General features: G+C 50.7%; 10 protein-coding genes. 5 read left to right on the top strand and 5 right to left on the bottom strand.

The genetic code is table 11. The features are described 5' to 3' along the window. Positions 1 to 110: 110 nt before the first annotated feature. The 4 genes from carB to RHD99_RS03335 all read right to left on the bottom strand — a co-directional run bounded on the left by carB (position 111) and on the right by RHD99_RS03335 (position 6,999). A complete protein-coding gene (gene carB, locus RHD99_RS03350; RefSeq protein ID WP_183270635.1) occupies positions 111 to 3,335 on the bottom strand; it encodes a carbamoyl-phosphate synthase large subunit in 3,225 nt (1,074 codons plus the stop codon). A gap of 15 nt (positions 3,336 to 3,350) precedes the next feature. Next, positions 3,351 to 4,499 (bottom strand): glutamine-hydrolyzing carbamoyl-phosphate synthase small subunit, encoded by a 1,149-nt coding sequence (carA, locus tag RHD99_RS03345; RefSeq protein WP_309877434.1) that lies wholly within the window; start codon positions 4,497 to 4,499, stop codon positions 3,351 to 3,353. A gap of 467 nt (positions 4,500 to 4,966) precedes the next feature. After that, complete coding sequence (gene dapB, locus RHD99_RS03340; protein WP_309877433.1) at positions 4,967 to 5,788, bottom strand: 4-hydroxy-tetrahydrodipicolinate reductase; 822 nt, start codon at positions 5,786 to 5,788, stop codon at positions 4,967 to 4,969. Between the two features lie 143 nt (positions 5,789 to 5,931). Continuing rightward, a complete protein-coding gene (locus RHD99_RS03335) occupies positions 5,932 to 6,999 on the bottom strand; it encodes a LacI family DNA-binding transcriptional regulator (RefSeq protein WP_309877432.1) in 1,068 nt (355 codons plus the stop codon). 233 nt (positions 7,000 to 7,232) lie between these two features. Between RHD99_RS03335 and RHD99_RS03330 the strand changes: the two genes are divergently transcribed. From RHD99_RS03330 to RHD99_RS03310, 5 genes are all read left to right on the top strand, one after another. Further along, positions 7,233 to 8,414, top strand: a complete 1,182-nt coding sequence (locus RHD99_RS03330; RefSeq protein WP_309877431.1) for a Gfo/Idh/MocA family protein — start codon at positions 7,233 to 7,235, stop codon at positions 8,412 to 8,414. Then, the gene (locus RHD99_RS03325) at positions 8,411 to 9,478 is read left to right on the top strand and encodes a Gfo/Idh/MocA family protein (RefSeq protein ID WP_309877430.1); all 1,068 of its coding nucleotides are present in this window, start codon (positions 8,411 to 8,413) and stop codon (positions 9,476 to 9,478) included. Before RHD99_RS03330 ends, RHD99_RS03325 begins: the two co-directional genes overlap by 4 nt. Before the next feature lie 2 nt (positions 9,479 to 9,480). Continuing rightward, positions 9,481 to 10,497, top strand: coding sequence for a Gfo/Idh/MocA family protein (locus RHD99_RS03320; protein ID WP_309877429.1), 1,017 nt, complete (start codon positions 9,481 to 9,483; stop codon positions 10,495 to 10,497). Positions 10,498 to 10,582: 85 nt separating this feature from the next. Then, positions 10,583 to 12,124 carry an MFS transporter gene (locus tag RHD99_RS03315; protein WP_309877428.1) on the top strand — a complete coding sequence of 514 codons (1,542 nt, stop codon included), beginning with the start codon at positions 10,583 to 10,585 and terminating at the stop codon, positions 12,122 to 12,124. Between the two features lie 10 nt (positions 12,125 to 12,134). After that, positions 12,135 to 13,211, top strand: a complete 1,077-nt coding sequence (locus tag RHD99_RS03310; protein ID WP_309877427.1) for a cellulase family glycosylhydrolase — start codon at positions 12,135 to 12,137, stop codon at positions 13,209 to 13,211. Here the strand turns inward: RHD99_RS03310 and RHD99_RS03305 are convergent. Next, positions 13,197 to 14,216 (bottom strand): LacI family DNA-binding transcriptional regulator, encoded by a 1,020-nt coding sequence (locus tag RHD99_RS03305; protein WP_309877426.1) that lies wholly within the window; start codon positions 14,214 to 14,216, stop codon positions 13,197 to 13,199. The genes RHD99_RS03310 and RHD99_RS03305 overlap by 15 nt on opposite strands. Between the last annotated feature and the right edge of the window lie 17 nt (positions 14,217 to 14,233).

Below are 14,233 nucleotides of genomic sequence, written 5' to 3'. Positions count from 1 at the left end.
GCGTAATCATCACAGTGTAGTCGCTTAACGATATCCAGCCTACATGTGTGATCTACATAGCAAAAAAAGGCCCACCGAAGTGAGCCTTATTAAACTGAACAACCCGAAGGTTACTTAGTGATCTGCGCGTGCATTTCCTGAACTGAAATGACTTTTTCAGTCGCATCAGAGTTCAGCGCCATCGCGGTGGCAAAGCCGCCGTTCAGCGTGGTGTCATAATGCACTTTATATTGCAGCGCACTGCGGCGGATGAGTTTGGAATCCTCAATCGCCTGACGGCCAGCCGTGGTGTTGATGATGTAGGTATATTCGCCATTCTTGATACGGTCCTGAATGTGCGGACGGCCTTCATGCACCTTGTTCACCAGACGTGGGTTGATACCCGCTTCACCCAGCACAACCGCAGTACCGTGAGTCGCGTCCAGCTCAAAGCCCTGTTTCAGCAGTTTAGCCGCCAAATCCACAACGCGTTTTTTGTCGCCTTCACGAACAGAAAGCAGTGCGCGGCCTGGTTTACGCATGGTCGACTGACTGCCTAACATGGCTTTCGAGAAAGCTTCAGCAAAGGTGCGGCCTACGCCCATCACTTCACCGGTAGAGCGCATTTCTGGCCCTAACAGTGGGTCAACGCCCGGGAACTTGTTGAATGGCAGAACCACTTCTTTCACGGAGTAGTAAGGCGGGATGATTTCTTTAGTCATGCCCTGCTGAACCAGCGTTTGCCCAACCATCACGCGCGCGGCCACTTTCGCCAGCGCCATGCCGGTTGCTTTGGAAACAAACGGGACGGTACGCGCAGCACGCGGGTTCACTTCAATCAGGTAGACTTCGTTATCTTTCACCGCAAACTGCACGTTCATCAAACCGCGAACTTGCAACTCGAAAGCCAGTTTCTGCACCTGTTGGCGCATTACGTCCTGGATTTCCTGGCTCAGTGTATACGCTGGCAGAGAACATGCGGAGTCACCGGAGTGAACGCCAGCCTGTTCAATGTGCTCCATGATGCCGCCAATCAGCACGGTTTCACCGTCGCAGATGGCATCAACATCCACTTCTACCGCGTCGTCGAGGAAGCGGTCCAGCAACACTGGCGCGTCGTTAGACACGCTAACCGCAGTCTGGAAGTAACGACGTAAATCGACTTCGTCGTAGACGATTTCCATCGCGCGTCCACCCAGTACGTAGGATGGGCGAACCACCAGCGGATAACCAATCTGCGCGGCTTTTTCGACGGCCATTTCGATGGTGGTTACCGTGGCGTTGGCAGGCTGTTTCAGTTTCAGACGGTCAACAGCGTGCTGGAAACGCTCACGGTCTTCAGCACGGTCGATAGCGTCAGGGCTGGTGCCGATAATCGGTACGCCTGCGGCTTCCAGTTCACGCGCCAGTTTCAGCGGAGTCTGGCCGCCGTACTGCACGATAACGCCTTTAGGTTTCTCAACACGCACGATTTCCAGCACATCTTCGAAGGTCACTGGCTCGAAGTACAGACGGTCGGACGTGTCATAGTCGGTAGAAACGGTTTCTGGGTTGCAGTTAACCATGATGGTTTCATAACCATCTTCGCGCAGCGCCAGAGAGGCGTGTACGCAGCAGTAGTCAAACTCGATACCCTGGCCGATACGGTTCGGGCCACCGCCCAGTACCATGATTTTGTCACGGTCGTTGTTCGGGTTCGCTTCGCACTCATCTTCATAAGTGGAGTACATGTATGCGGTGTCGGTTGAGAATTCCGCCGCACAAGTATCAACGCGCTTATAAACCGGGTGCAGCTTATATTGCTCACGCAGTTTACGGATTTCTGATTCACGAACGCCCGCCAGTTTAGCCAGACGCGCATCCGCAAAGCCTTTACGCTTGAGCATACGCAGGAAGTCATGGTCCAGACCGGTGATACCGACTTCTTGCACTTTCTCTTCCAGACGCACCAGCTCTTCAATCTGTACCAGGAACCAGCGGTCAATATTGGTCAGGTTGAATACGCCATCAACTGACAGGCCTGCACGGAATGCGTCGGCCACGTACCAGATACGCTCGGCACCCGCGTCTTTCAGCTCACGGCGGATTTTGGTCAGGGCTTCAGGGTCATCCAGATTCACTTTCGGGTCAAAACCGGTCGCGCCCACTTCAAGACCGCGCAGTGCTTTTTGCAGTGATTCCTGCTGCGTGCGGCCAATCGCCATCACTTCACCGACAGATTTCATCTGCGTCGTCAGGCGGTCATTGGCACCAACGAATTTCTCGAAGTTAAAGCGTGGGATTTTAGTGACAACGTAGTCAATGGACGGTTCGAACGAAGCAGGCGTTTTGCCGCCGGTGATATCGTTCATCAGTTCATCGAGGGTGTAACCGACAGCCAGTTTCGCCGCCACTTTCGCAATCGGGAAGCCGGTTGCTTTAGAAGCCAGTGCAGACGAGCGCGATACACGCGGGTTCATCTCGATAACAATCAGACGGCCTGTTTTCGGGTTAACCGAGAACTGTACGTTAGAACCACCGGTTTCCACGCCGATTTCACGCAGCACCGCCATCGAGGCGTTACGCATGATTTGGTATTCTTTGTCGGTCAGCGTTTGCGCTGGCGCTACGGTGATGGAGTCACCGGTGTGAATACCCATCGGGTCAAGGTTTTCGATAGAGCAGACGATGATGCAGTTGTCGTTTTTATCACGCACCACTTCCATCTCGTACTCTTTCCAACCGATCAGCGATTCATCAATCAGCAGCTCTTTGGTTGGGGAAAGATCCAGACCACGCTCGCAGATTTCTTCGAACTCTTCACGGTTGTAAGCGATACCGCCGCCGGTGCCACCCATGGTGAATGAAGGACGGATGATGCACGGATAACCGACATCCGCAGCAACAGCCAGCGCTTCTTCCATGTTGTGAGCGATGCCGGAGCGCGCAGTATCAAGGCCAATTTTTTTCATTGCCACGTCGAAACGACGACGGTCTTCGGCTTTATCAATGGCGTCAGCGGTTGCACCAATCATGGTGACGCCAAACTCAGCCAGCACGCCCTGACGTTCCAGTTCCAGCGCACAGTTCAGTGCAGTCTGGCCGCCCATGGTTGGCAGCACTGCATCCGGGCGTTCTTTCTCAATGATTTTGCGTACAACTTCCCAGTGAATCGGCTCGATGTAGGTCGCATCCGCCATTTCTGGGTCGGTCATGATTGTCGCCGGGTTGGAGTTCACCAGAACAACACGGTAACCCTCTTCACGCAGCGCTTTACACGCCTGAGCACCGGAATAGTCGAACTCACACGCCTGGCCGATAACAATGGGGCCTGCGCCGAGGATCAGGATGCTTTTTATATCTGTACGTTTTGGCATTTTCTTAGCTCCTGATTATTTGGCTGACTGGCGGTAGTGCTTAATCAATTCGATAAAGTGGTCAAACAGCGGTGCCGCATCGTGCGGACCAGGGCTTGCTTCTGGGTGCCCCTGGAAGCTGAATGCTGCTTTATCTGTGCGATGAATGCCTTGCAGCGTGCCATCGAACAATGACTTGTGGGTCACGCGCAGATTCGCCGGAAGGGTTGACTCTTCTACCGCAAAACCGTGGTTCTGAGCGGTAATCATCACGCAATCACGGTCGAGGTCTTTAACCGGGTGGTTGCCGCCGTGGTGGCCAAACTTCATCTTCACGGTTTTCGCACCGCTCGCCAGAGCCAGTAACTGGTGGCCCAGACAAATACCGAATACCGGTACGTCGGTTTCCAGGAAAGATTTAATTGCGCTGATGGCGTAATCGCATGGCGCCGGGTCACCAGGACCATTAGACAGGAAGATGCCGTCTGGATTTAACTTCAGCACATCTTCAGCGGACGTTTGTGCCGGAACCACCGTCAGGCGGCAGCCGCGGTCAACCAACATACGCAGAATGTTGCGTTTCACGCCGTAATCGTAAGCGACAACATGGAACGGCAAATCTTCTTCTTTAGCCGCTTCAGGCAATTCGCCTTCCAGCGTCCAGCTCCCCTGCTGCCAGGCGTAAGATTCCTTCGTGGTCACTTCTTTCGCCAGATCCATACCGTTGAGGCCTGGGAATGCTTTCGCTTTTTCCAGCGCCAGTGCCGCGTCTAAGTTATCTCCGGCGATGATGCAGCCGTTCTGTGCACCTTTCTCGCGCAGAATACGGGTCAACTTACGGGTATCGATATCGGCGATGGCCACAATGTTATGGCGCTTGAGGTAGGAAGAAAGGTCTTCGGTATTGCGGTAGTTGCTGGCAATCAGTGGTAGGTCACGGATAACGAGGCCTTGCGCATGTACCTGGGAGGATTCTTCGTCAGCAGAATTGGTGCCGACATTGCCGATATGAGGATAAGTAAGAGTGACGATTTGGCGGGAATAGGAAGGATCAGTGAGGATTTCTTGATAACCGGTCATAGAAGTGTTGAAAACGACTTCCCCCACTGCCGACCCCGATGCCCCAATGGCCCGACCGTGGAATTGGGTTCCGTCTTCCAGAACCAATATTGCTGACTTAATCAAAACGCCCTCCAGGGAATAAACAGTCAATTTATTTGCATATTAATTCAAAACCATTTCCTGAATCAATGCAAAACAGCCTGTCATTTGGATTTTTGACAAACGGCGGCATTCTAGTGAGAGGCCGGGGAAAAGTCTACCATAAGCGCAACTTTTTATGTGTTTTTTGCCACTCTGAGTGGAAAAAGTGGAATTGACCGATGAAATCAACAACTAACTTATAGCGCGTAAACGGTTGCGGACCTGGATGAATAGGAAACTAACGATTTCGGGAGTGAAAAGTGGACCAAATGGTCAAAATTAATCATGAGATAGCAAAAACAGACAGGATAAACGAACTTAATGAGGGTTAGGCGATGAAAAAGATGAAATGCACCAATAAAAACACAAAATAAAAAGGGCAATAAAATATTACCCTATCAATCAATACTTTATGATTGAAATAACCACATCACGATGGGTAATAAGATTTACAAGCTATTCAAATTTAGCACATCACGCATATCATAAAGACCACTTTTAACCGACTTCAGCCACGAAGCAGATCTAACTGCACCATTTGCAAAAGTCATGCGACTTGAAGCTTTATGCGTGATTTCAATACGCTCGCCGATGTCCGCAAACATCGCCGTATGTTCACCAATAATGTCGCCCGCACGCACCGTAGCAAAACCAATAGTGCCTGGAACACGCTCGCCGGTGTACCCTTCACGGGAGTAAACCGCACACTCTTTCAAATCTTTGTCCATCGCATGTGCAATGGCTTCACCCATCGCCAACGCGGTGCCTGACGGCGCATCCACTTTGTGGCGATGATGGGCTTCGATGATCTCGATGTCGGTATAATCCCCCATCACTTTGGCCGCTTTTTCTAACAGCTTGAGCATCACGTTCACACCCACGCTAAAGTTTGCAGCAAAGACAATTGGAACGTCAGCTGAGGCATCCGTAATCGCCTGCTTGCCCGCATCATCAAAACCAGTGGTGCCAATAACCATCCCTTTACCGTGCTGGCGGCAAAAAGCCAGATGATTCAGTGTGCCTTCAGGACGAGTGAAATCGATAAACACATCGAAATCCTCCACGACCGCAGCAAGACTATCGCTGACAATGACGCCTGTTTTGGCAACGCCTGCTAATTCACCAGCGTCACTTCCTACTAAGGATGAACCCGGACGCTCAAACGCAGCCCCCAGTTTGACGCCATCCATCAGTATTGCGGCCTGAATCAATTGTCGCCCCATGCGACCACCCGCACCCGCGATTGCTACACGGACTTGTGACTCATCCATATTCACTCTCTTTATTAATTTGTAACGTTAACGTCTTCAGGTTAACTAGCGCTTCAACATGCCGCCACCGAAAACACCGATAATAAGAAATTTATGATAAAGCGGCGCAATTATCAGTAAAAACCATTATTCCCGTAAAATAATCAGGGAATTTGATGCGATTGATAGAGCTCCCGGCGTCGCCAGTTCACATCAGCAACAGAATTTCCCACATGAATAGAACCCTGAAGGAGTAAATTAAACCTCGGACTCACATTTCGCGTTAAGCGACTTTGCAGGATATAAACCGCTTCCACACCCAACTCGCAACATGGCTGAAAAGCCGCTGTTAAACCGAGTTGTTTGATCTCTTCCATTTCATGTGCATAGGCACAGGTCATAATGGAGATATCGTCAGGCATCTGAATATTATGGTGTTTCAGCTCGCTAATTACTGCACGGGCGATTGCGCCCCCGCCACATAAAATAGCCGAGGGCAATTGGGCTTTTGAACGTTGCTGAAGATATTTTTTGAAATTTTGGCGCGCTTCGGGCTCTCCGTAGCCTTTTGTCACCAGCAAATGTTCAGATTCATCAAAAATAAGGTGGCGATCCTGACAGGCTCTTTTAAACCCTTCGAGGCGCTGCACCATCGTTTCCCGACGCAAGTCGGTAAACAGCAGTGCCGAACGGTGGCCTTTATCGGCCAGATAATTTGCCGCACTATAGCCAATCGAATAGTGATCGGGGGAGACGCAATCAAGACGCATCTTTTTATCCCTGGCATTAATAGTCACAACAGGCTTGTGACTTTCTGAAGCCAGTCGATACAAAGAATCATCATCGATACCAATTATTATTATTCCTTCAACGTCGGAATGGCTCAGTGATTTCATAAATAATGAAATGTCGGCATCATTAATATCCAGAGAACATTTTTTCACATGCACATCAAAGCGCGACACTTCCGAAATAATACCCTGAATAACTTCATAGTAATAATGGTCGCCATGGGGTGTAAATGCGGCGGCAGGTGCACAAATTAATAACGAACTCATTAATAAACGGCTGCTGGGTATATCACGTAAAATACCCATGGCGCGCGCATGGAAAAATACCTTTTCTTTTGCCTGCGCGCTGACATTTGTTTTCCCCGCCAGCACTCTGGAAACCGTACTCGGTGAAAGCCCGGTTAACTCAGCTATCTGCTTGATTTTCAACTTGCCCGTCATTTTGTGATCGATGCCTCATCCGCAAAGTTAACTTATTTTCATGACTAACTCTTTATAATATCGCCGTTTTTGTTTCTCTTGCGTGGCATTGAATGTCGTCATGCAATTCCTGTCATAAATAGCGGTTGTGAGCAAAAAAAACCATAACTATGCTCTCAAAAAATGATCGCTGATGAAAATAAACCATCATTTTACTGGCTGCATCGGACCTGATATTGATAAGTGAGAACATAATGCAAAGAATCGCTATAATTGGCACTGGTAATATTTCCCACAACCATATTCAGGGATATCTACAATTTCCTGATCGTTGCCAGATTGTCGCCCTTGTAGATATCTACCCAGAAAAAGCCGAGGAAAAGAAAAAGCATTACAAGCTAACAGAAGCCAGGGTCTATAACAGCCATGAAGATATTCTTAATGATCCGGGCATTGATGTTTTTGATATCTGCACACCGCCATATGTTCATGCGACTATATCAATCGATGCTTTGAACGCCGGAAAGCATGTTCTATGCGAAAAACCGATGGCCGCTTCGCTTCAGGAATGTGATGCGATGATATCCGCAGCCCTTGAGAGCGGGAAAACGCTGTCGATAATCGCTCAAAACCGCTTCACCGATGCTTTCTGGCGTTTGAAAAAAGTGCTCGAAAACGACCAAATCGGCAAAGTTTGCCATGCTCAGGTGGATTCGTTCTGGTGGCGCGGTCACTCATATTACGACCTGTGGTGGCGTGGCACCTGGGAAAAAGAAGGCGGTGGCTGCACGCTAAACCACGCCGTGCACCACATCGATGCCATTCAGTGGATGTTGGGCTTTCCGACGGAAGTGGTCGCCATGACAACTAATGTTTCCCATGACAATGCCGAAGTCGAAGACCTCAGCGCGGCAATATTTAAATATGACAGCGGCGCATTAACGCAACTTACGGCATCGGTTGTTCACCACGGTGAAGACCAGAAAATTGTGATCCAGGGAGAAAAAGCGCGTATTTCCGCCCCCTGGGATAAGTTTGCCAGCATTGCCGCCCCTAACGGTTTCCCCATCGAAACGCGTGATACATCGCTTGAAAACCAACTGGAAGATAGTTTCCAGACCGTGCCGCGCCTGGCCTGGACGCTGCATACCGGGCAAATCGAAAACTTCCTGCACGCGCTGCAAACTGACACCGCGCCGTTAGTGGACGGCCAACAAGGCAAACGTTCGCTGGAACTCATCACCGCCATCTATAAATCGGCCATCACCCGTAGCATCGTTTCGCTGCCCATTAGCGCCAGCGACCCTTATTACCAGACCGGTGGCCTACTTAAACTCGCCCCCCACTTCTTTGAGAAATCGGCTTCTGTGGAAAACTTCGCTAACGAAGACGCGATTCCATTGGGCAAAAATATGGATCAAGGAGCCTCAGCATGAGTATCCATGACGGCATGAATTACGCGCCGAAAGGTAAACCGCAACCAGTCGTGCAGCCAGATGATTTTGTTTTTGCCGCTGCCGCACTCGATCACGGCCATATCTACGGCATGTGCAATGGCCTGATTGAAGCGGGCGCGACACTCAAATGGGTTTACTGTCCTGATCCACAGAAAATCGAGCAGTTTGTTAAGCAATATCCGCAGGCGAAAGTCGCGCCATCGCTTGAAACTATACTGGCCGACCCGGGCGTTAAAATGGTTGCCGGAGCGGGCATTCCTGATGAGCGATGCGCACTTGGCCTGAAAGTTATGGACGCCGGAAAAGACTATTTTACCGATAAAGCGCCGCTAACCACTCTCGAACAACTGGCCGCCGCTAAAGCGAAAGTCGCCGCAACCGGACGCAAATATGCGGTGTATTACAGTGAACGGCTTCACGTCGAAAGTGCAGTATTTGCCGGGCAACTGGTGCGCGACGGCGCAATTGGCCGGGTGATTCAGACTCTGGGTATGGGGCCGCACCGGGAAGGCCAGGGTCGCCCAGACTGGTTCTACTTTAAAAAGCGCTTCGGCGGCATTCTTTGTGATATCGGCAGCCATCAGATTGAACAATTCCTGTTTTACACGGGCAACCGCGAAGCACAGGTTATTGCCGCGCAAACCAGCAACTTCACCCATCCTCAACACCCTGAATTTGAAGATTTCGGCGATGCGATGCTGAAAGGTGAAAACGGAGCCAGCGGCTATTTCCGCTGCGACTGGTTCACACCAGCAGGACTCAGCACCTGGGGCGACGGACGTCTGACACTCCTCGGCACCGACGGTTATATCGAAATACGCAAATACGTCGATATCACCCGTCAGGAACAAGATGTAGTGTATCTGGTTAATAAAGAAGGTGAATTCCGTTACCCGGTAGCAGGAAAAGTGGGATTCCCTTTCTTCGGCGAGCTGATTCTGGACTGCCTGAATCGCACCGAAAATGCGATGACCCAGGCGCACGCTTTCAAAGCCGCCGAACTGTGCGTGCGGGCGCAAATGTTGGCAAACGGAGTGCAATAGCGATGAAAACGACTCAGGCCGCCATCATCGGGTGTGGAACAATCCACACCTTGCACGTCGAGGCAATTCAATCGAATCCTGCCTGCCAGCTACGGGCGATTGTCGAAACCGACGCGGCAAAAGGTCTGGCGCTGGCTGAAAGCTACGGCTGCCGCTATTACGCCGATTACCGCGAAATGCTCGGCGATAACGAGATTGACGTGGTGCACATTTGCACCCCGCATTTTGCGCACAAAGAGATCATTATTGCGGCACTTGCCGCAGGGAAACACGTCTTCACAGAAAAGCCGGTGGCGCTTAATCCTGGTGAACTGAAAGAGATTAAACATGCGTTGGAAGGCGCAACGACGCGGCTTGGGGTTTGCTACCAGAACCGTCTGAACCCCAGTAGCCAGAAGATGAAAGCCCTTTTGCAAACTAACACTTTCGGGAAAATGCTCAGTGTCAAAGCCGTACTGACCTGGAGCCGTTCCCACGTCTACTACGCGCAAAGTCCGTGGCGCGGGCGTTTTGCCACGGAAGGCGGGAGCCTGCTGATCAACCAGGCAATCCATACGCTGGACTTAATGCAGTGGCTGGCCGGTGGCGTGAAATCGGTTAAAGGTGTTGTGGAAAGCAGTTTTTTGAGTGGATCGACTCAAGCTGAAGACACCGCCATCGCCAATATGGAACTGGCAAACGGGGCGCGCGGGATTTTTTACGCCACAAATTGCAACACCATAGATTCACCGCTGTTATTAGAGATCCACTGTGAAAACGGCTTGCTGCAACTGCATCATAATAATTTATGGTTAATTTCGGGTGACAAAAAAGATTTTCTTGCCAGTGATGAAGCCCCACAAGAAGGGCAAAAATGCTACTGGGGAAGCAGTCACCAACAGGCCATTAATAACTTCTATAGCGATTTACAAAACAAAAATAATCACCACTACGTCGATATTCACCAGGCTGAAATATCACTACGCATGGTTGAAGCTATATATCAGTCATCAATAACCCGAAACTGGATAGAAATTTAATAACAATAGAACCTTCCTTTTCACCCTACAGCTATACCCAATATAATTCGAGTTGCTTGAAGTATGACGGGTATAAAGGAATAATATGAAACCGACAGAACGCAGAGTAGGCTATGGAACGGCCATAGGATATGGAGTCACCGATTTATTTGGCGGTGGAGCTTTTGCTATTATCGGCACCTGGCTTTTATTCTTCTACACCACTTATTGTGGATTATCGGTACTGGAAGCCGGATCTATATTTGCTATTGCTCGTGTGATCGACGCTGTATTAAGCCCAATCATGGGCTACATCACCGACAACTTCGCCAACACCTGGCTGGGTAAACGCTTCGGTCGCCGCCGATTCTTTTTATTACTCAGCGCCCCACTGATGTTTTTGTATGCCCTGCTATGGGTGACAGATATGGGCTACTGGTATTATCTCGGCACCTATCTTTCCATCGAACTGCTCTCCGCCATGGTATTGGTGCCATGGGAAACACTGGCGGCAGAGATGACCAATCGCTACACCGAACGCGCCCGTTTATCCGGGGTGCGGATGATCTGCTCACAGCTCGGCGGTTTTCTGGCGGTGTCTGTACCGGGCGTTATCATGCAGTTCACCGGCAAAGATAACTCAATGACGTACACATACACTGGCCTGCTTTTCTCGGCTATTTTTTGCCTCGCGGTATTTACCACCTGGATGTGTACCTGGGAAGCAAAAGACGTGCGCGAAGAGTTTGAACCCGAACCAGAAGGGGCAAATAGCGGCAATCTTTGGCACCATTTAAAAAGCCTGGCGTTAGATTTACTCTCGTCATTTAAAATCCGTATGTTCCGCCAGCATATTATTATTTATATTGCTTCATTTACCGCAATGGACGTTTTCGGCTCGGTATTTACTTATTATGTGGTTTACGGGTTGCATCAGGATGCTGCCGCCGTTTCAGGTTATTTAAGCGTGGCAGCATTTGTTTCTGTTCCGGGAACACTTGTCTTCATGTTGTTACTCAGCAAATTAAATTTCTCGCCTTCCGGTGCACTCCGTTTATCTTATAGCTGTATTTTCGCAGTATTAGCTTTCCTGTTTTACGCCTATATCAACAACATCAATGTCTCAGTGATATTGTTCTCTGCTGTATTTGTCATTTTGGGTATTTCACGTGCAGGTCTGTATTTCATCCCGTGGAATATTTACAGTTTTATTCCTGATGTTGATGAAATTGTCACTAAAAAACGTCGCGAAGGCATCTTTGCTGGTGTGATGGTCTTAACCCGGAAAAGTACCGTGGCGCTGGCAATCATGCTGATTGGCGTGGTGCTTGAAGAAAGCGGTTTCGTTAAAGGCCAGGGCGAACAGCCTATCGAAGCGCTACACGCTATTGTCGGGCTAATGGTTTTTGCCACCGCCGCGTTGCTGGCCATCAGTTTCTGGATGACCTTTAAATTCAAGCTCACCCGCGAATCCCATAAGACACTGATTAAAGAAGTCGCCCGACTCAAACTGGGTGGAAACCTCGCAGACTGCGATATGGAAACCCGCAAAGTCATCAAAGACCTCACCGGCTATGAATACGACAAAGTGTGGGGTAATACGCCAGGGCGCAAATCTGTATCCAGCTTAACGCCAGAATCACCTTAGGAGCCATGTCATGCGCACACAATGGAGCAAACAACAGGCCACAGAGTGGCACAAAAATCAGGGTTGGATTTGCGGGTTTAATTACCTCCCCCGCAGCGCCATAAACTGGACAGAGCTATGGCAACGCGAAACCTTTGATCCCGAAACGATAGATCAGGAACTCGGCTGGGCGCAGGAAATCGGCTACAACCAACTGCGGATCAATTTGCCGTTTATTGTCTGGTTGCACGACCGCGATGGATTGCTGATGCGCATCGAGAGCTTCCTGCGTATCGCCCAGAGCCATCAAATGAAAGTCATGCTAACGCTGATGGATGACTGTGGTTTTTCCGGCGACGAGCCATTTTTGGGGCCGCAGAAAGCGCCAGAACCCGGCAAACACAACAGTCAGGCGGCGGCGAGTCCCGGGCGAGAGACTGTTTGTAACCGCAATTTGTGGCCGCAGCTTGAGTGCTATGTGCGCGACATTGTGCGCCATTTCAAAAACGATTCGCGTATCGCCATCTGGGATCTGTATAACGAACCAGGCAACCGCGGCACTTTTGCCAGCGGGCTTGAGGAAATTCAGTTCGATGAAAAGCTGGAGCATTTTGCACTGGAACTGCTGCAAAAGGTTTTCATCTGGGCGCGTGACGAAGATCCCCACCAGCCGCTGACTGTGGGTGCATGGCATATTTCACAAGATCCCGACGAACCGGAAACGGAGTATTTTGCCCATCCGATCGATAAGGCAGCAGCCGATCTTTCGGATGTGATCAGTTTCCACGCCTACCTTGCCACGCCGAAAATGCTGCAAGTCTTACGCTACTGGCAAACTTTCGAGCGTCCACTGTTATGCACAGAATGGCTGGCGCGCCATGTCGGGAGCGTTGTGGAGGAACAACTGCCGCTGTTTGCCGCCCTGAATGTCGGTTGTTATCAGTGGGGATTAGTGCGCGGCAAAACGCAAACGACCCTCCCCTGGCCGTCAGTGCGCAAAAGTGGCGTGGACTACGCGCACCTGTGGTTCCACGATGTGCTGGACGAATACGGCATTCCCTATCGCCACAGTGAAATGGCGCTGGTACAGCGTTTAACGCGTTTGTGAACCAAACCCGCACGACTCCCTTACCACCAGCGTAGGCGGGAGGATTATCCGTTTTGGCGGTTCGTCGTTGCCCTGAATTCGGCTATACAACAACTCCCCCGCTTTGCGTCCAATCTCTTTGGCCGCGACTGAAACCGTCGTCAGTGCAGGCTGTACCAGGGACGCTTCGGTGATGTCGTCAAAACCTATCAGCGCAAAATCCACACCCGGCTGGCGGCCCATTTTCCGTAGCGTCTGCATCACGCCCAGCGCCACAATATCCTGATAACAGACTGCCGCTGTGATTTCCGGATAACGGCTAAACAGCTCTTCAGCCACTCGCGCGCCGTCACTTTGGCTGGCGAGCGATGAAACAACCCATTCGCTTTTCGGTTGGATACGATGCTCCAGCAATTTACTGCTGTAGCCCCCAATACGCTGGGCGCGGCTGATGGAGTTTTCACTGCCGCCGATAAATGCGATGTGACGGTGGCCCAGACGCAGCAAATGCTGTGTCGCCAGTTGCGTACCCAAAAAGTTGTCAGTGCCGACGAAATCGAAATCAACGTCGTCCATTGGGCGCACCACCATAATCGCCGGGATGTTCCGCCGCTTCAGAGTTTCGAAAAACAGCGGCGGCGTCTCCCTTGCCGCGCACAACACCATTCCGCAGGCGTTGTTACGCATCAGAGAATCGACAAACTTTTGCTGGCGTTCACCCGACTCCTCGCTATTGGCGAGAAACAGCAGCAAGTCGTGGCGCTCCATTTCCTGACTCAGCCCGGCAGTCATTTCGCCATAAAACGGGTTGGTGATGTCGTGCAGTAATAATCCGACCTGGTTGCTGGTGCGATTACGTAGATTCGCAGCCGTCTGGTTGTAAACATAACCCAGATCGTCCAGGGCTTTGAGTACGCGACTTCGGGTGGCGTCAGATATTCGGCCTCGATTACGCAACACCATCGAAACGGTAGCGGTTGAAACTGCCGCCTGTTTTGCAACCTGGGCAAGGGTAACGGTGCTCATCGACACTCCTCATAATT

The organism is Buttiauxella selenatireducens (assembly GCF_031432975.1).
In the GTDB taxonomy this organism is placed as follows: Bacteria; Pseudomonadota; Gammaproteobacteria; order Enterobacterales; family Enterobacteriaceae; genus Buttiauxella; species Buttiauxella selenatireducens.
This window is presented reverse-complemented; position numbering and strand designations above follow the sequence as displayed.